Raw genomic sequence first — 15,910 nt, forward strand, 5'->3', positions numbered from 1 at the left:
GAGATGGCGGTGCCCGCCAGCGAGATCACCATCGCCCAGTTGCTGAAGCAGCAGGGCTACCACACGCTTCACTTCGGCAAATGGCACCTGGGCGCTAAATCAGGCGCCCGGCCCGAGGACCGGGGCTTCGACGAAAGCCTCGGCTTCATGGCGGGCGCCTCGTTGTTTCTACCGATCAAGGACAAGAGCGTCGTCAACGCCAAACAGCCCTGGGACCCGATCGACCGCTTCCTGTGGCCGAACCTGCCCTACATGGTGCAGTACAACGGCTCCGAGATGTTCGCCCCCAGGGGCTACATGACCGACTACCTCACCGATGAGGCGATCCGGTCCATCAAGGCTAACCGGAACCGGCCCTTCTTCATGTACTTTGCGCCGAACGCGATCCACACGCCCCTGCAGGCCACACGGGAGGACTATGACGCCCTGCCGCAGATCGGGGACCACCGCATGAGGGTCTACGCGGCCATGGTCCGAAACCTGGACAGAAACGTCGGCAAGATCCTGCAGACTCTGCGTGACGAGGGCCTGGAGCAGGACACCCTCATCATCTTCACCAGCGACAACGGCGGCGCCGGCTACATTGGGCTGGACGACATCAACAAGCCCTACCGGGGCTGGAAGTCGACCTTCTTCGAGGGCGGGATCCAAACACCCTTCCTGATGAAATGGCCGAAGGGCATGCCCTCGGGCCAGCGCTATCCCCACCCTGTCGGGCACATCGACATCTTCTCCACCATCGCCGGGGCGGCCGGGGCGCCCCTTCCCGCCGACCGTGAGATCGACGGCGTGAACCTTCTGCCCTACGTGAAGGGCGAAAGGACGGAGCGCCCGCACCAGGTCCTGTTCTGGCGCTCAGGGCAGTACAAGGCGGTCCGGGACGGCGACTGGAAGCTGCAGAGCAACGAGGCCCGGTCCAAGGTCTGGCTCCACAACCTGGCCGTCGACCCGACTGAAAAGACAGATCTCGCGGCGAAGGAGCCCGCGCGGGTGAAGGCCATGCTGGCCCTGCTGGCCGAGCAGGACGCCCGCAGCGTCAAGCCGCTCTGGCCCTCCCTCCTGCAGGGCCCGGTCTTCATCGACCATCCCTCGGGTCGACAGCAGAAGGCCGGGGAGGAGTACATCCTCTGGGACAACTGATCACCCGGGGGGTCGGTCGCGCCGCTTGCGGTTGACGGGCGAAGCGGGGGAAGCTGCGCCATGCCCGGCCTCCCCCTGATCATCGACTGCGACCCCGGCGTGGATGACGCCGTGGCCCTCCTGCTCGCCCTTGCGGTCCCAGAGCGGCTGGACGTCCTCGCCATCACCACGGTGGCCGGAAACGTCGGGGGCGACCTGACTGCGCGCAACGCCTGCCTCCTCCGGGAGATGGCCGGACGCGCCGGCATACCGGTCTTCGCCGGGCAGGACCGGCCCCTCGTTCGGGACCCCGTCGTTGCGGACCATTTCCACGGCGTGACCGGGCTCGGGGACCTGCCGGTCCAACCCCCTGCCCGCGGACCAGAGCCGGAGCCGGCGGTGGACCATCTCGTGCGCGTCCTGCGGGCGCGACCCGCCGGGGAGATCACCCTGGCGGTGACGGGGCCCATGACCAATCTCGCCGAGGCGCTCCGAAGGGCGCCGGACATCGCGCCGCGGATCCGCCAGGTGGTCGCCATGGGTGGCGCCCGCCGCGAAGGGGGCAACATCACCGCCTCCGCCGAGTTCAACATTCACGCCGACCCGGATGCGGCGGACATCGTGGCCCGGTCGGGCGTCGAGCTTGTTCTCCTGGGGCTCGACGTGACCCACCAGGTCACGGCGACGCCAGCCCGCCGGGCGAGGCTGGCGGCGCTGGGCGGCCCGCAGGCGGTGGCGGTCCGCCAACTGCTGGATTTCAGCGCCCGCACCGAGGCGGAGATCGGGATCGGCGGCCCGCCCCCCATGCATGATCCCTGCGTCATCCTCTGGCTGCTGGCGCCGGGCCTCTTCCGGCTGCGGGCCTGCCACCTGGCCATCGAGACCCGCTCCCCTCTGACCCTGGGCCACACCGCGGTGGAGTTCAGGACCAGCGACCGGCATCCACAGAACGCCCTCTGGGGGATCGAGGCGGACGCCGACGGCGCCTTCGACCTGATCTGCGACCTGCTGGAGCGATACCCATGACCCGCCCCGTCGTCAGGGTCGTCGGCTCGGTGAACCTCGACATCGTGGCCCGGGCGCCCGCCCTTCCCCGTCCGGGCGAAACGGTCATCGGCGCGAGCCTTGAACGCCATCCCGGCGGCAAGGGCGCCAACCAGGCCCTGGCCCTCGCCCGCCTCGGCGCCGAGGTCCGGCTCTGGGCCCGGACCGGGGACGACGCCTTCGCCGACGAGGCCCTGGCGCTCCTGAAGGCAGAGGGCGTTGACCTCTCCGAGGTGGTCCGGCTTGCGGACACTCACACCGGCGTCGCCCTGATCGGCGTCGATCCGGCCGGGGAGAACCAGATCCTCGTCGCCTCGGGCGCGAACGCGCGGATGCGTCCCGAAGACCTCCCCAAGGAGATCCCCGAGGCTCTTCTCTGCCAGCTGGAATGCCCGTTGGAGGTCGTGGCCGAGGCGGTCCGGCGCGCCCGGGGATTTGTCGCCCTGAACCTCGCCCCCTTCGCCTTGCTGCCTGCCGAATGCCTGCAACGCGCCGACCTCCTGGTCCTCAACGAAATCGAGGCTGAGGCCCTCGGCGACCAGGTGGCACAGGCGGGCGGCGCGGTCGCGATCACCCTCGGCGCAGAGGGCGCGTGCATGCTTCGCGGAGGCCGACAGACGGCCCGCGTGCGTCCCCCCGCCGTCCGCGTGGTGGACACGACGGGGGCCGGGGACGTCTTCACAGCCGCCCTGCTGGTGTCCCTGCAGGAGGGGTTGGACGATCCGGGCGCCCTCCGCTTCGCCTGCGCGGCGGCGGCCCTCTCAGCGACCCGGCCCGGCGCCCAGCCTGCATGCCCGACCCGCCGGGAGGTCGAGGCCCTCTTGTCCGGAGATGCGACATGACCGGGATCGTCCCTGAGCTCAGGCTCTCCGACTTCACGGGGTCAGACCCGGCGGCCAGGGCGCGGTTCCAGGACGACCTGTTCGCCAGCCTCCGCCGCTGGGGCTTCGTCATCCTCACGGACCACAATGTCCCGACCGACCTGCTCGACAGGGCCTACCAGCTCAGCGCAGACCTCTTCCAACAGCCGGAGGCGGTGAAGCTCCGCGGCGCCGGGAACCTCAGGGGCTACGCACCGTTCGGGAAGGAACACGCCCGCGACAGCCGGACCCCGGATCTCAAGGAGTTCTGGCAGATCGGCCGGGAGCCGACGCCGGAGGCCCTCCGGGTCGAGCCCCTTCCCGACAATGTCTGGCCACAGGGGCTGCCCGGCTTCCGCGAGACCTTCACGGCCCTCTACACCGGCCTCGACGAGGCCGGGCGACTACTGCTCTCGGCCCTGGCGCCCTCTCTGAAGCTCGCCAGCGACTGGTTTGAGTCCCGGGTCCGGTTCGGTCCTTCTCTCCTGCGTCTCCTGCACTACCCCCCCGTACCGGCGGACGCCCCCGCGGGCGCCGAGCGTTCGGCGGCGCACGAGGATATCAACCTTCTCACCATCCTGGTCGCCGCCCGGGGCGCGGGTCTGCAACTCCTGGACCGTGACGGAAGCTGGATCGCTGTCGAGACCGAGCCCGGCAAACTGATCGTCGACTCGGGCGACATGCTTGCGCGCCTGACCAACGGCGTGATCCCGGCCACCACCCACCGAGTGGTGAACCCCGACGGTCCGAACGTCAGCCGCTACTCCATGCCCTTCTTCCTTCACCCGCACTCGGACCTGTCCCTGGCCGCCCTGCCCTCGTGCCGGCAGGCCCGTACGCCGGCGCCGGAAATCACCGCCGGAGCCTTCCTCGCCCAGCGATTGCGTGAGATCGGGCTGGCGTGAAGCCATACGGACGAACAAGAGCTTTGCGCGGCGATGTCCGCCTGGACTAGTGTGTCTGCGTACGCGGCGCGGCCCTCCCCGGGGCCCCGCGGCAGGATGAGTTCATGAGCCTGACCCCCGTCTTCAGTGCGCCTGACGCCGCGCAGGGCAGAGAGTACCATCTCGCCGGGGATTGGTGCGGCGCGCCGGTTCAGGAGATCGGGGATTCTCTGATCCACACCGTACGGGGCGATCCTGCCTCCACCCTCGATCTCACCGAGGTCCGGCGCATGGACATCGCCGGGGCCTGGGCTGTCCTGCGCGCCCTCGGCGCTGAGCCTGAACTTCAGCGGATCAGAGCGCGCCCTGAACACCTGCGCCTGCTCGAAATGGTCGCCCGGGCGGACGCCTCCCGGCCCAAGCGGCGGACAGGGCCCGGTCCCATCCGCGCCTTCCTGGAACGGGTGGGCAGGGGCGTGATCAGCGTCGCCGACGAGACCTACGGAACCCTCGCCTTCGCCGGACAGCTCATGGTCGTCACCGGCAGGACCCTGATGGACCCGAGGCGTATCCGCTGGGCGTCCTGCGTGTCGATGGCCGAACGCGCCGGCCTGGACGCCCTGCCGATCGTGGTCGTCACCACCTTCTTCATCGGCGCCGTGGTAGGCCTCCTGGGCGTCAACACGCTGAGGCAGTTCGGCGCCGAAGTCTTCGCCGTCGAATTGATCGGCATCGCGGTCACCCGGGAGTTCGGCATCGTCATCACGGCGGTCCTCCTCGCCGGCCGATCCGCCTCGGCCTTCGCCGCCGAGATCGGCTCCATGAAGATGACCCAGGAGGTGGACGCCATGCGTGTCCTGGGGGTCGATCCATTCGAAGCGCTGGTCTTTCCCCGCGTGGCCGCCCTCCTCTTGACCATCCCGCTCCTGACCTTCGCCGCGACCGTGGCCGGGCTGATGGGCGGGGCCCTCGTCACCTGGTCCATGCTGGGCCTGGGACCCACCTTCTTCATGACCCGGCTGGTCGAGAGCGTCGGCGACAATCACTTCTGGATCGCCCTGTCCAAGGCGCCGGTCATGGCCATCGCCATCGCCGGCATCGGCTGCCGGCAGGGCATGCTGGTCAAGGGCGACGTGCTGTCGCTTGGAAAGAGGGTGACCGCCGCAGTTGTCCAGGCGATCTTCGCCATCATCCTCATCGACGCCATCTTCGCCCTGATCTACATGGAATTGGACCTGTGACCGCCCCGGACGACACGGAGGCGAATTCCGAGGCCCCGGCGATAGAGATCCGGGGGCTGAAGTCCCAGTTCGGATCCCGGGTGATCCATGAGAACCTCGACCTGACGGTCCAGAGGGGCGAGATCCTGGGCGTGGTCGGCGGCTCCGGGTCCGGAAAGTCGGTCATGCTGAACTCGATCATCGGCCTGAAGCGACCCGACGGCGGATCCGTCCGGGTCTTCGGTTACGACATTCACGCCGACCCGAACCGTCAGTGGGGCGCCATCGAGCGTCACTGGGGGGTCCTCTTCCAGCAAGGCGCCCTCTTCTCGAACCTGACGGTCGCGGAAAATGTCGAGGCGCCGCTCCTGGAGCACACCCGCCTCTCGCGCAGCACCATCCGCGAGCTGGCCGAGATCCGCATCGCCCTGGTCGGCCTGCCGCCGGAGGCCTGCGACCTGAAGCCCTCCGAGCTGTCCGGCGGCATGCGCAAGCGGGCGGGCCTCGCCCGGGCCCTGGCCCTCGACCCCGAGCTGCTCTTCCTGGACGAGCCGACCGCCGGCCTTGACCCCATCGGGGCGGCGGCCTTCGATGACCTGATCCTGGAGCTGTCCAAGAGCCTTGGACTGACGGTCTTCATGATCACCCACGACCTCGACACCCTGTACGCCATCACGACACGCGTGGCCGTCCTTGCGGACAAGCATGTCGTCGCCGCCGCGCCGGTCAGGGACCTTGAGTCGTCAACACACCCCTGGATCCGGGAGTACTTCCTCGGCCCCCGGGGACGCGCCGCCGCCCAGAAATCCCGGAACCCGGCCTGATGGAAAAAGACGCCAACTACGCCCTTGTGGGCCTGATCTCGCTGCTGCTCCTGGTCGGACTGATGACCTTCGGCATCTGGCTCTCCCAGCTCAACCTGAACCGGGACTTCCAGAATTATGACATCGTCTTTCAGGGACCGGTGAACGGCCTCAGCAAGGGCGGCGAGGTCCGGTTCAACGGGATCAAGGTGGGCGAGATCACGCAGATCGAGCTCTATCCCCAGAATACGGAAAAGGTGGTCGCCCACGTCCGGATGAGCGCCGATGTTCCCGTCCGAGCCGACTCCGTCGCCTCCATCGAGCCCCTCGGGATCACGGGGGTCAACTTCATCCAGGTCAGCGCCGGGACACGGGGCAATCCCCTCATTCGTGAGCAGACCGCGTTTGGAAGGACGCCGGTCATCGCGTCCCGTCCCTCCGCCCTGGACGGCATTCTCTCGGGCGGCGAGTCCGTCCTGACCGAGACCGTGAAGGCGCTGCAGGGGATCAACGCCATCCTCACGCCAAACAACATTGCGTCGATCGAGGGTACGCTGCGGAACACCGAGGCCTTCTCTGCCGAGCTCGCCCGCCGCAAGGAGGTCATCGCCGACACCCAGGCCGCCCTCCAGAGCCTGGACAAGGCCGCCCAGGAGATCGCCGCCCTTTCCGCCTCCAGCAAGGTTGTTTTGGAGGGCGATGGCGCCCAGACCCTGAAAAGCCTCGGCGAGGCCGCCACTGAGACCCAGGCCGCCGTCAAGGATGTGCGCGCCCTCATTGCCCGGGTCGATGGCCCGGATGGCGAGTATACGACAAATGGCCTGGCTCAGTTCACGGCGGCCATCGGCGCCCTGCAGGGTGCGGCCGATTCCCTCACCCGCCTCTCCCGAGAACTGGAATCCAACCCCCGGGGGCTCCTGACCAAGAGTCCCGGCAAGGAAAAGGAGGTCCGCCCGTGACCCTGACCCGGAACCTCTTGCGACTCGCCGCCGGCTTGGCGGCTCTCGCCCTCGCAGGCTGCATCACCCTCCTGCCGGAGACCAAGCCGACCCAGCTCTACCGGTTCGCGATCCCCGTATCGGAGACCGTCAAGGTAACGCCGAGCGGGGTCCGCGCCGTGGTGATCCGGGCCGGCGGCGGCTTTCATCCCGCCGCAGCCGGCGACCGGATTCTCACCACCCAGGGCGCCGAGGCGGCCTATCTGGCGAATGCCCGATGGACCCAGGCCGCCTCGGTCCTCTTCGACCAGGCCCTCATTGGCGCCTTCGCCGCGAGCCGCGGGCCGGCCCGCCTGGTGATCGCCGGGGAACCCGGACGACCCGTCTTCGGCCTGCGGGTGGACGTGTCCCGCTTCGAAGCGAACTACGACAGCGGTCCGCGCGCCGCGCCGGAAATCCATGTCGACGTCCATGTCGTGGTCACACGCCTGAAGGACCAGAAGGTGATGCAGGAGCAATCGTTCTCCATCCGCCAGAGGGCGGCCGAGAACCGGGGCGCCGCGATCGCCAGCGCCTTCCAGGCCGCGGTCGCCGAGGCCATCGTCACCATCGTGAAGACCACCGACGCCGGGGTGTCCGCAGCCGCTGAAGGCTAGATTCCCCGGATCCGCCTCGCCGCCGTCACGGTGTTGGCGAGGAGGCAGGCCACCGTCATGGGCCCGACTCCGTTGGGGACGGGCGTGATCGCCCCGGCGACCTTCCGGGCGGAGCGGAAGTCGACGTCCCCGACCAGCTTGGTCCTGCCCTCCGCCGCCTTGGCCGGATCATCGAAGGGCACCCGGTTGATTCCGACGTCGATCACGGTGGCGCCAGGCCGGATCCAATCCCCCGGGATCATCCGCGGGCGTCCCACCGCCGCCACCAGGATGTCGGCCTCACGGCAGACAGAGGCCAGGTCTCGGGTCCGGGAGTGGGCGATGGTGACGGTGCAGTCCGCTTGCAGGAGCAGCTGTGCCACGGGCCGACCGACCAGGATGGAGCGCCCCACGACGACAGCTCTCAGTCCCGAAAGGTCCTCGCCCAGGGTCTGGCGGAGCAGGATCATGCAGCCCACAGGCGTGCACGGGGCGAGGGCTGGCAGGCCCTGCGAAAGACGACCGGCGTTGATGACGTGCAGGCCGTCGACATCCTTGTCCGGATCGATGGCCTCGATCACCGACTTTTCATCCAGCCCAGGGGGCAGAGGCATCTGGACAAGGATTCCATGGATGGCGGGATCCGCGTTCAGCTGGCGCACGAGATCGATCAGGGCGTCCTGGGTGGTCCCGGCCGGCAACTTGTGCGTGACCGAATGCATGCCGGCGGCCTGGGACTGTTCGCCCTTGGAACGGACATAGACCTGTGAGGCCGGATCCTCGCCGACGAGCACCACGGCCAGGCCGGGCGTGAGGCCATGCCTCGCCTTCAGGTCCGCCACCTCCGCCGCCACGCGGGCCCGGAGGTTGTCGGCTTCGGCGCGTCCATCGATCAGCCTCGCCTCGCTCATTCATCCCTCCGTGAGCCCAGGACCGCTCGCCTACTATGCGCTGCGCCGCCGCGCAAACCCCGTAGCCACTCCGCGACAGCCCAGGCGTGCGACTCCCGGTGGAGGGTCCGGATCGCTTCAAGGGGCGTGCGCCAGACAAGCCGGTGATCCGGCTCGGTCAGACGTTCCGGCGCCTCAGCCAGGATTCGCACCTCGTGGAAGACCCCGCGGACATTGAAGGCTCGCCCGTCGTTGATCACCACCCGGTCCGAGGAGACGCCAATCCGGCGACAAGGCCGGACCAGCAGCCCGGTCTCTTCCTCGAATTCGCGCACGAGGGCGGCCTCAGGCGCCTCATCCGTTTCGATTCCCCCTCCCGGCAAGGCGAGCCAGAGTCTCTCAGCGGGATCTCCGATTTCGACGAGTGCGATCCGCCGGCCGCGGCGCGCGATCCCGAAGACAGAGGGCCGATCAGGCCAGCCGACACCCGCCTCGGGCAGTCCGAACTGAGGATCCCCCATCAGTCCTTACCGTAGAACGATGTCCAAATGTCCGCCCTCCCCGCCAACGCGTCCTCGACGGTCATCTCTGGCCAGCCCACCCTTGAACCGAGAGAGGCCTTCCAAGCCAGGGCGACGAAGTCCCTGAGGGCGCCAGCTCCAGCGCCCAGCCGCGCGCTGGCGAAGGCGGCGCCCCGCGGATCGCCGGGTGCAAGGCCGCCGGCCTGTTCCAGGCGATAGAGACCGGGGACTTCCTTCCAGGCCACGCCCAGGTAGGCCGCAATATGAGCCTCCAGCCCGCCCCCATCCGTCCCGGGGGGCGGCATGGCGCTTCGCACGTCGGTCAGCCGCACGCCCGCCGCGACCAGTTCGCCCTCGAACCGGGAATGGATCCGTTCACGGGTGAACCCCTCCGGGTTGGGACCCTCCGCCCAGCCATTGTAATGGTGGGTCACATGCAGGGGTTGGGAGCCATCGGCGACATAGTGCGAGAGCCGGCCGATGGTCTGGAGGACAAGGGCTTCCCGCCGCCGAAGGTCAGCCCGGAACCAGGCCTTGCGATCGGGTTTGCGCTCGGTTCTCACGGCATGGTCGAGGACCCGCCACATGGCGAGGTCCTTGGTGAGTTGCTGCTGGGTCTCCAGGATCGCGTAGTAGAGCCATCCCGCCTTCCAGGCGTTGGTCCCCGCAGCGCGAAGAGCCGTCTCGTAGGCCTCTCGGTCAGGGGGCATGGCGTCGAGGCGCGGACCGCCCATCACGGTTCCGTCGTCAAGGACGTCAAGGAAGTGCCCAGCGTCGAGCGAGACCGTGTGCGCCCTGCCGGATCCCTTCGACCTGTCGGGCTCCCGGGACAGTTCTCCCACGTCCGCAATTCCCGAGGGACTGCGCAGGAAGGCGGGGAGGTCCGGAGGCAGGGCCTCCATGGCGGCGATCCCCACCATCCGGTGCCCGGAGGCGCCCCAGGCCCCGGCCGGCTGCGGGCTTGCGAGGGTGATCGCCAGAAGGGCGGCGACGGCGGCGAGGCGACGGGTCATGAAGGAGCTCCAAGGGCCGGCAGGCCCAGAGCGGTCTCGCATCGGGTGACCCAGGCGGCCACCGCAGGCCACTTGTCGAGGACGAAAGCCGCCTCCGGGGCGAAGCGGGTGTAGGGGAAGAGGGCCATGTCGGCGAGGCTGAAGGTGGACCCGACCAGCCAGTCCTGAGCCGTCAGCGCCCCCTCCAGGTGATCGAGGGCCCCTTCCGCCCGTCGCAACAGGTCCGGATCCAGGTCGGCCCTGTCCCGGCCGAGATATCGGATGCGGAAGCGCGCCACCGCCACATAGGGCTCATGGCTGTACTGCTCCCAGAACATCCACTCGAGCATTCGGGCCTCGAGATAGGGGTCCCGGGGGATCAGGTCGGACCCGCGCGCAAGGTGGAGGATGATGGCGTTGGACTGGGCGAGAGGCCGCCCGTCGTCAAGGATCACCAGAGGGACCTGCCCCGCGGGATTCAACGCCAGGAAGCCGGGGGTGCGGGTCTCTCCCTTCAGCACCCCGGTCTCGACCCAGTCATAAGCAAGGCCCAGGTGGTCGGCCGTCCATTTCACCTTCAGGCAGTTGCCTGAAATTGAGTCGCCGAAGATCTTCATGCCTGGACTCCTGGCCACCGCCGGTTGCCCCGGCGCGCGCCAATCGTTAAAAGGCCGCCGACGACAGATCAACGACGAAGGAGGAGACGTCATGGGACGCCGCCTCGCCGCCCTGGCCGCCATCACCGCCTGCCTTATCGCCGCTCCCGCTTCTGCGAGCCCTCAGGCGTCTTCCGATCCGATTGGCGATCTTCTTCTGGGCGCACTGACCGGCGCCGTCCCCGGTTCGCCCCAGTTCCGGCTCAAGGCCTCGCTCTATCATGTCGGCGCCCGCGGCGTCGGCGTGCTGGACTCGCTCGGCTGCCGCGTGGTGGCCATGCGTACGGCGGCCATCGACACGAAGGTCATTCCTCGCCGCACAGTCCTGTTCATCCAGGAGACGGTGGGCCTGAAGATGCCGGATGGGCGTGTCCATGACGGATTCTGGTACGCCTCGGATACCGGCGGCGCGATCAAGGGTAACCGGATCGATCTGTTCACCGGATCAGGTTCGGCCTCCATGAAGCCGATCATGGGGCTGAACATGTCCCACCTGACCGTCAGCAAGGTGGGGCAGTTCCAGGGCTGCCCGCCAGCCTGATCAGCTCTCGACGAAGGCGCGCTCCAGCACGTAGTGGCCGGGCTGCGACAGGGATCCCTCTTCGAAGCCGCGCGCCTCAAGAAGCGGCTTCAGGTCGGCGAGGACCGAGGGGCCCCCGCAGAGCATCAGCCTGTCGACCGCCGGGTCGAGATCGGGAAGTCCCAGGTCGCGACACATTTGTCCGGACGCGATGAGGTCGGTGATCCGTCCCTGGGTGGGGAAGGGCTCCCGGGTCACCGTGGGGTAGTACTTCAGCTTGGGCGCGACGATCTCCCCCAGGATCTCGTCATTCGGAAGTTCGCTTTCGAACAACTCCCGGTAGTTGAGGTCGGCCACCTGCCGCACCGTGTGCGTCACCACCACGGTCTCGAAGTGGTCGTAGACGTCCGGGTCGCGGGCCAGGGAGAGCCAGGGGGCGAGGCCGGTGCCCGTCCCCAACATGTAGAGGCGCCGGCCAGGCTTGAGGCCGTCGACCACCAGGGTGCCCGTCGGCTTGCGCCCGACCAACACGGTCTGTCCGACCTCGATGTTGCAGAGCCGGGAGGTGAGCGGGCCGTTCGGCGCCTTGATCGAGTAGAACTCCAGCTCCTCATGCCAGGAGGGACTGGCGATGGAATAGGCCCGCACCAGCGGCTTTCCCTCAACCATCAGGCCGACCATGACGAACTGTCCGCTCTGGAAGCGGAAGGACGGGTCCCGGGTGGTCCGGAAGGAGAAGAGCCTGTCGGTCCAGTGCTGGACCAAGGTCACGGTCTCTTCGGCGAAGGCGCCAGACTTCTTGGCGGGCGCGGCGGCGGTCTCGGTCACGTGCACAATCCGGACTGGAAGGGAGGTCAGATATCGCCGCCGAGGTCGTTCACCGCCCCCGGCGTGCGCGCGACGTGTATCCCGCACTCGGTCTTCTCGGAACCCGCCCAGCGACCGGCGCGGACGTCCTGGCCCGCCTCCACTGGCTGGGTGCACGGCCAGCATCCGACAGAGGGGTAGCCGTGCTCGACAAGGGGATGGGGCGGCAGGTCATGACGGTCCATGTAGGCGTCCAGGGCCGTCTTGTCCCAGTTGGCCAGGGGGTTGAACTTGATGCGCCCGTCGGCGCGCTCCACCACCGGCAGGGCCAGCCGGTCGCCGCCATGGAAGCGCTTGCGGCCGGTGATCCAGGCCTCGAAGCCCTCAAGACCCCGGTCCAGGGGCAGGACCTTGCGGACCTCGCAGCAGCCGTCGGTGCTCGTGCGCCAGAGGTCCCCCTTGGGATCGGCTGTCGCCAGATCGGCGAAGGCGGGCCTGAGGTCCCGTACGCCGGTCAGGCTGAGCCGCGCCGCCAGGTTGCGTCGGTAGTCGAGGGTCTGGGCGAAGAGCATGCCCGTGTCCAGGAAGAGGACCGGCAGGTCCGGGCGAACCTGCGCCGTCATGTGGAGGAGCACGGCGGACTCGGCGCCGAAGGACGAGACCAGGGCGAGGGTCTGCGGGAATAATTCGATCGCCCGGGCCAGGACGGCTTCGGGTTCGGCGCGCCTCAGCTCAGCATTGAGCCGGCTCTCCAGATCCGGAAGTTCTGCGGGATCGTAGGCCATTTTACTCTCCCTGACGTTCGACGAAGGCCGGCGCCCGGGCGTCGGCGGCCCTCTGGTAGACATGGCTGTGCCGACCGGCAGCCTCCGCCCAGATCGCCGCGGTGGAGCCATCCGCGGGCACAAAGGCGTCGAAACCGCAGCGGACCATGAAGCCCGCCTGGTCCCGGAGGACATCGCCGACCGCCCGGATCTCGCCGCTGAACCCCAGGCGAGTTCGCAGGAGTCGCGCTGCGGTGAAGGGGCGGCCATCCCGGAACTTGGGAAAGGCGAGGGCCACGAGGTCGACGCCGGACAGCCGCCCCTCGAGGGTCTCGACCTCGTCCTCGGGCTCCAGACGCACCCCGAGGCGACCGGAGGGCCGCGCCACCAGGGACTCGCCCCCGGCGAGGTAGCGGGCGAGGCTGACGATGATGTCGCCGCCCGGGTCCGGCGCGTCGTCTTCGATCGTCACAAAGGCGTCCTCCACGTCCCGGAAGGCGGCGCCCGACGCCCTAATGAGCTTCGGCATAGACGGCCTCCTTGAAGGGGGCGTCGCCGGTCCGGCGCAGGGTGTCCAGGAAGCGTTCGCCCTCCCTGCGTTCGCGCAGGTAAGCGTCCACGATCGCCTCGACGGCGTCGGTCACCCGGTCGATGGGCAAGGCCGGCCCCAGCATCTTGCCGACGGCGGCGTCTTCCGCCCCGGAGCCGCCGAGGGTAAGCTGGTAGAACTCCTCACCCTTCTTGTCGACGCCGAGGATGCCGATATGGCCCACATGGTGGTGACCGCAGGCGTTGATGCAGCCTGAAATCTTGATCTTGAACTCGCCGATGGCCTCGGCCCGATCCGGCGCCTCGAACCGCCGGGCGATGTCCTGAGCCACGCAGATGGCGCGCGCGTTGGCGAGGGCGCAGTAGTCGAGGCCCGGGCAGGCGATGATGTCGCTGATCAGGTTGATGTTGGGGGTCGCAAGGCCCGCCGCATCAAGGCCCCTCCAGACGTCGTAGACATGCTCGAGCCGGACATGGGGCAGGACGAGGTTCTGCTCGTGGGTGGAGCGGATATCTCCCTGACCGAACCGTTCCGCCAGGTCAGCGACCAGGTCCATCTGGTCGGCGGAGATATCGCCGGGCGTCCCGCCGATCCCCTTCAGGGAGATGTCGACGATGCCGTAGCCGGGCCGGATGTGGGCCTTGACGTTGTTGCGCACGAAGCGGGCGAAGGCCGGCTCGGCGGCGCGCCGGGCCTCGAAGTCACCCGTGGAAGGATCAGTGGAAAAGTCGGGGGTCGTGAAGGCGTCGCGGATTCGCTCGATCTCGGCGGCGGGCACGTCGCCCTCCGGCCCGATCTTCTCCCATTCGGCCTCGACCTCGCGGGCGAAGGCCTCGGCGCCCAGGGCCGCCACGAGAATCTTGATCCGCGCCTTGTAGATGTTGTCCCGCCGCCCGTGGCGGTTGTAGACGCGGAGAATGGCCTCCAGGTAGGAAAACAGCCGGTTCGAGGGCAGGTAGGCCCGGATGGTGGGACCCACGTAGGGCGTCCGGCCCATGCCGCCGCCGACGATCACCTCGAACCCTGTCTCTCCGTCGCGCCCCCGCCGCAGCAGGAGGCCGATGTCATGGACCTTCGCCGCCGTGCGGTCATGGGGCGAGGCGGTGACCGCAATCTTGAACTTGCGGGGCAGGAAGGAGAATTCCGGATGCAGGCTGGACCATTGCCGGATCGCCTCGCACCAGACCCGGGGGTCCTCCAGCTCGTCGGCCGCCGCCCCGGCGTAGGGGTCGGCGGTGACGTTGCGGATGCAGTTGCCGCTGGTCTGGATGGCGTGGAGATCCACTGCGGCCAGGGCGTCCAGAATGTCGGGCGCATCGGCCAGCTTCACCCAGTTGAACTGGATATTGGTGCGGGTTGTGAAGTGCCCGTAGCCCCGGTCGAACCGGCGGGCGATGTCGGCGAGCGCCCGCATCTGGACGGGGCTGAGCGAGCCGTAAGGGACCGCCACCCGGAGCATGTAGGCGTGCAACTGCAGGTAGAGGCCATTCATCAACCGCAGGGGCTTGAACTGGTCCTCGGTGAGCTCGCCGGCGAGGCGTCGGCGCACCTGGTCCCGGAACTCTGCTGTGCGGTCGGCCAGAACCGCGCGGTCGATGGCGTCGTAGCGATACATTCGCCCTCCTACTTGCGCCGGATCAGGTTGACGCGGCCGGAAGACCGGGCGGCCCCGTGCGCCTGCCGCAGGGCCTCGACGGCGCCGCCCCCCTCGGCCTGCTTGCCATGCAATTCGTGATTGGTGGGGCCCAGGGCCCGGATGCGTTCCCGGTAGCTGACCGGCGCCCAGAAGCCGGCGCTGTCGACCAGGTCGATCAGGTAGGGATCAATGACCACGGTGGGCTGGGCGCGGGCGGCGACCTCGGCCTCTCCCGCCCCCGCATCCTCTGCGAAGATCTCAGCGTCCGTGAGGCGCTCGACCCAGACGCCGTTCTTCCAGAACACGACTTCTCCGTCGCTGAGCCGGTTTGCGGTGAGCGCCTTCATGCCCGCTCCTCCCGCCGCTCGCAGTCGGGCGCCAGGCTGGCCAGGGCCGAGGACATGGCCTCCCCGACGACCAGGAGGGCGGGACCGGAGTCGGCCGCCGCCGCCTCGGCGAGTCCGTCCAGCCGGGTGGGGATGCGCCGCTCGTCGGGGCGGCTTGCCCGGAAGACCACCAGGGCCGGGGTCGAGGGAGCGCGGCCAGCGGCGATCAGCCGGGCGGCGATGCGTCCCGCGGTGCTGGCGCCCATGTAGATCACGACCGTGTGGTTGGCCCGGGCCAACGCCGGCCAGTCGAGGTCGGGTTCGCCCTCCCCCGCTGCATGGCCGGTGACGAAGGTGACCGCCTGGGCGGACCGCCGGTGGGTCAGGGGCGCCCCGGCGCTGGCCGAGGCGGCCAGGGCCGCAGTGACCCCGGGCACGACCTCGCAGTCGATACCGGCCGCCCGGCAGGCCTCAAGCTCCTCACCGCCCCGACCGAAGATGAAGGGATCGCCGCTCTTGAGGCGGACCACGTTCAGGCCCTCCGAGGCGAGACCGACGAGAAGCCGGTTGATCTCATCCTGGGCGTAGGTGTGGCGCGACTTGCGCTTGGCCACGGAGATCCGGCGGGCGGCGGCGGGCGCGAGGTCGAGAATGGGCGCCGGCACGAGACCGTCGTGGATGACCACGTCCGCCTCCCCCAGCACGCGGACCGCGCGGATCGTCATCAGGTCGGGATCACCGGGAC

General features: G+C 68.9%; 19 protein-coding genes. 9 read left to right on the top strand and 10 right to left on the bottom strand.

Going from position 1 to position 15,910, the window contains the following annotated elements; all coding sequences use genetic code 11:
* The 8 genes from IM632_RS05790 to IM632_RS05825 form a co-directional block, all read left to right on the top strand.
* The coding region (locus IM632_RS05790; protein ID WP_296552101.1) for a sulfatase-like hydrolase/transferase at positions 1 to 1,140 on the top strand (1,140 nt) is incomplete at its 5' end.
* 60 nt (positions 1,141 to 1,200) lie between these two features.
* Positions 1,201 to 2,145, top strand: a complete 945-nt coding sequence (locus IM632_RS05795; protein WP_296483904.1) for a nucleoside hydrolase — start codon at positions 1,201 to 1,203, stop codon at positions 2,143 to 2,145.
* On the top strand, positions 2,142 to 3,005 hold the full coding sequence (locus tag IM632_RS05800) for a ribokinase (RefSeq protein ID WP_296483902.1): 864 nt from the start codon (positions 2,142 to 2,144) through the stop codon (positions 3,003 to 3,005). The genes IM632_RS05795 and IM632_RS05800 overlap by 4 nt, the downstream gene beginning before the upstream one ends.
* Complete coding sequence (locus IM632_RS05805; RefSeq protein ID WP_296483899.1) at positions 3,002 to 3,928, top strand: 2-oxoglutarate and iron-dependent oxygenase domain-containing protein; 927 nt, start codon at positions 3,002 to 3,004, stop codon at positions 3,926 to 3,928. The genes IM632_RS05800 and IM632_RS05805 overlap by 4 nt, the downstream gene beginning before the upstream one ends.
* 104 nt (positions 3,929 to 4,032) lie before the next feature.
* Positions 4,033 to 5,148 carry an ABC transporter permease gene (locus IM632_RS05810; protein ID WP_296552103.1) on the top strand — a complete coding sequence of 372 codons (1,116 nt, stop codon included), beginning with the start codon at positions 4,033 to 4,035 and terminating at the stop codon, positions 5,146 to 5,148.
* Complete coding sequence (locus IM632_RS05815) at positions 5,145 to 5,951, top strand: ATP-binding cassette domain-containing protein (protein WP_296483894.1); 807 nt, start codon at positions 5,145 to 5,147, stop codon at positions 5,949 to 5,951. The genes IM632_RS05810 and IM632_RS05815 overlap by 4 nt, the downstream gene beginning before the upstream one ends.
* The gene (locus IM632_RS05820) at positions 5,951 to 6,889 is read left to right on the top strand and encodes an MlaD family protein (protein ID WP_296483891.1); all 939 of its coding nucleotides are present in this window, start codon (positions 5,951 to 5,953) and stop codon (positions 6,887 to 6,889) included. The genes IM632_RS05815 and IM632_RS05820 overlap by 1 nt, the downstream gene beginning before the upstream one ends.
* Positions 6,886 to 7,524 carry an ABC-type transport auxiliary lipoprotein family protein gene (locus tag IM632_RS05825; protein ID WP_296552105.1) on the top strand — a complete coding sequence of 213 codons (639 nt, stop codon included), beginning with the start codon at positions 6,886 to 6,888 and terminating at the stop codon, positions 7,522 to 7,524. Before IM632_RS05820 ends, IM632_RS05825 begins: the two co-directional genes overlap by 4 nt.
* Here the strand turns inward: IM632_RS05825 and folD are convergent.
* From folD to IM632_RS05845, 4 genes are read right to left on the bottom strand one after another with little or no spacing between them, the layout of a single operon-like run.
* A complete protein-coding gene (folD, locus tag IM632_RS05830) occupies positions 7,521 to 8,414 on the bottom strand; it encodes a bifunctional methylenetetrahydrofolate dehydrogenase/methenyltetrahydrofolate cyclohydrolase FolD (protein ID WP_296483886.1) in 894 nt (297 codons plus the stop codon). The two genes, IM632_RS05825 and folD, sit on opposite strands and share 4 nt — an antisense overlap.
* Complete coding sequence (locus tag IM632_RS05835) at positions 8,411 to 8,914, bottom strand: NUDIX domain-containing protein (RefSeq protein WP_293513028.1); 504 nt, start codon at positions 8,912 to 8,914, stop codon at positions 8,411 to 8,413. Before IM632_RS05835 ends, folD begins: the two co-directional genes overlap by 4 nt.
* Positions 8,914 to 9,927: a S1/P1 Nuclease gene (locus IM632_RS05840; protein WP_296483884.1), complete on the bottom strand. Its 1,014-nt coding sequence runs from the start codon at positions 9,925 to 9,927 to the stop codon at positions 8,914 to 8,916. The genes IM632_RS05835 and IM632_RS05840 overlap by 1 nt, the downstream gene beginning before the upstream one ends.
* A complete protein-coding gene (locus tag IM632_RS05845; RefSeq protein ID WP_296483881.1) occupies positions 9,924 to 10,523 on the bottom strand; it encodes a glutathione S-transferase family protein in 600 nt (199 codons plus the stop codon). Before IM632_RS05845 ends, IM632_RS05840 begins: the two co-directional genes overlap by 4 nt.
* A 91-nt stretch (positions 10,524 to 10,614) precedes the next feature.
* On the opposite strand from IM632_RS05845, the gene IM632_RS05850 reads away from it, so the two are divergent.
* Positions 10,615 to 11,103 carry a 3D domain-containing protein gene (locus IM632_RS05850; RefSeq protein ID WP_296552107.1) on the top strand — a complete coding sequence of 163 codons (489 nt, stop codon included), beginning with the start codon at positions 10,615 to 10,617 and terminating at the stop codon, positions 11,101 to 11,103.
* Here the strand turns inward: IM632_RS05850 and IM632_RS05855 are convergent, their stop codons facing one another.
* The 6 genes from IM632_RS05855 to cobA all read right to left on the bottom strand — a co-directional run.
* Positions 11,104 to 11,910, bottom strand: coding sequence for a ferredoxin--NADP reductase (locus tag IM632_RS05855; protein ID WP_296547365.1), 807 nt, complete (start codon positions 11,908 to 11,910; stop codon positions 11,104 to 11,106). It abuts the gene before it with no gap.
* A gap of 26 nt (positions 11,911 to 11,936) precedes the next feature.
* Positions 11,937 to 12,674 (bottom strand): phosphoadenylyl-sulfate reductase, encoded by a 738-nt coding sequence (locus IM632_RS05860; protein WP_296498101.1) that lies wholly within the window; start codon positions 12,672 to 12,674, stop codon positions 11,937 to 11,939.
* A gap of 1 nt (position 12,675) precedes the next feature.
* Positions 12,676 to 13,182, bottom strand: a complete 507-nt coding sequence (locus IM632_RS05865; RefSeq protein WP_293521649.1) for a DUF934 domain-containing protein — start codon at positions 13,180 to 13,182, stop codon at positions 12,676 to 12,678.
* A complete protein-coding gene (locus IM632_RS05870) occupies positions 13,166 to 14,818 on the bottom strand; it encodes a nitrite/sulfite reductase (RefSeq protein ID WP_296498107.1) in 1,653 nt (550 codons plus the stop codon). Before IM632_RS05870 ends, IM632_RS05865 begins: the two co-directional genes overlap by 17 nt.
* An 8-nt stretch (positions 14,819 to 14,826) precedes the next feature.
* A complete protein-coding gene (locus tag IM632_RS05875) occupies positions 14,827 to 15,186 on the bottom strand; it encodes a DUF2849 domain-containing protein (RefSeq protein WP_296498110.1) in 360 nt (119 codons plus the stop codon).
* Positions 15,183 to 15,910: uroporphyrinogen-III C-methyltransferase (cobA, locus tag IM632_RS05880; RefSeq protein ID WP_296552110.1), on the bottom strand; the 728-nt coding region annotated here is incomplete at its 5' end. The genes IM632_RS05875 and cobA, both read right to left, overlap by 4 nt.

Source organism: Phenylobacterium sp. (assembly GCF_020402505.1).
In the GTDB taxonomy this organism is placed as follows: domain Bacteria; phylum Pseudomonadota; class Alphaproteobacteria; order Caulobacterales; family Caulobacteraceae; genus Phenylobacterium.

Excerpts from the sequence above, each read along its gene's own strand:
- IM632_RS05835 (WP_293513028.1), bottom strand. The coding sequence starts at position 8,914 with ATGGGGGATCCTCAGTTCGGACTGCCCGAGGCGGGTGTCGGCTGGCCT.
- IM632_RS05845 (WP_296483881.1), bottom strand. The coding sequence starts at position 10,523 with ATGAAGATCTTCGGCGACTCAATTTCAGGCAACTGCCTGAAGGTGAAA.
- folD (WP_296483886.1), bottom strand. The coding sequence starts at position 8,414 with ATGAGCGAGGCGAGGCTGATCGATGGACGCGCCGAAGCCGACAACCTC.
- IM632_RS05795 (WP_296483904.1), top strand. The coding sequence starts at position 1,201 with ATGCCCGGCCTCCCCCTGATCATCGACTGCGACCCCGGCGTGGATGAC.
- IM632_RS05870 (WP_296498107.1), bottom strand. The coding sequence starts at position 14,818 with ATGTATCGCTACGACGCCATCGACCGCGCGGTTCTGGCCGACCGCACA.
- IM632_RS05840 (WP_296483884.1), bottom strand. The coding sequence starts at position 9,927 with ATGACCCGTCGCCTCGCCGCCGTCGCCGCCCTTCTGGCGATCACCCTC.
- IM632_RS05820 (WP_296483891.1), top strand. The coding sequence starts at position 5,951 with ATGGAAAAAGACGCCAACTACGCCCTTGTGGGCCTGATCTCGCTGCTG.
- IM632_RS05800 (WP_296483902.1), top strand. The coding sequence starts at position 2,142 with ATGACCCGCCCCGTCGTCAGGGTCGTCGGCTCGGTGAACCTCGACATC.
- IM632_RS05850 (WP_296552107.1), top strand. The coding sequence starts at position 10,615 with ATGGGACGCCGCCTCGCCGCCCTGGCCGCCATCACCGCCTGCCTTATC.
- IM632_RS05810 (WP_296552103.1), top strand. The coding sequence starts at position 4,033 with ATGAGCCTGACCCCCGTCTTCAGTGCGCCTGACGCCGCGCAGGGCAGA.
- IM632_RS05860 (WP_296498101.1), bottom strand. The coding sequence starts at position 12,674 with ATGGCCTACGATCCCGCAGAACTTCCGGATCTGGAGAGCCGGCTCAAT.
- IM632_RS05805 (WP_296483899.1), top strand. The coding sequence starts at position 3,002 with ATGACCGGGATCGTCCCTGAGCTCAGGCTCTCCGACTTCACGGGGTCA.
- IM632_RS05865 (WP_293521649.1), bottom strand. The coding sequence starts at position 13,182 with ATGCCGAAGCTCATTAGGGCGTCGGGCGCCGCCTTCCGGGACGTGGAG.
- IM632_RS05875 (WP_296498110.1), bottom strand. The coding sequence starts at position 15,186 with ATGAAGGCGCTCACCGCAAACCGGCTCAGCGACGGAGAAGTCGTGTTC.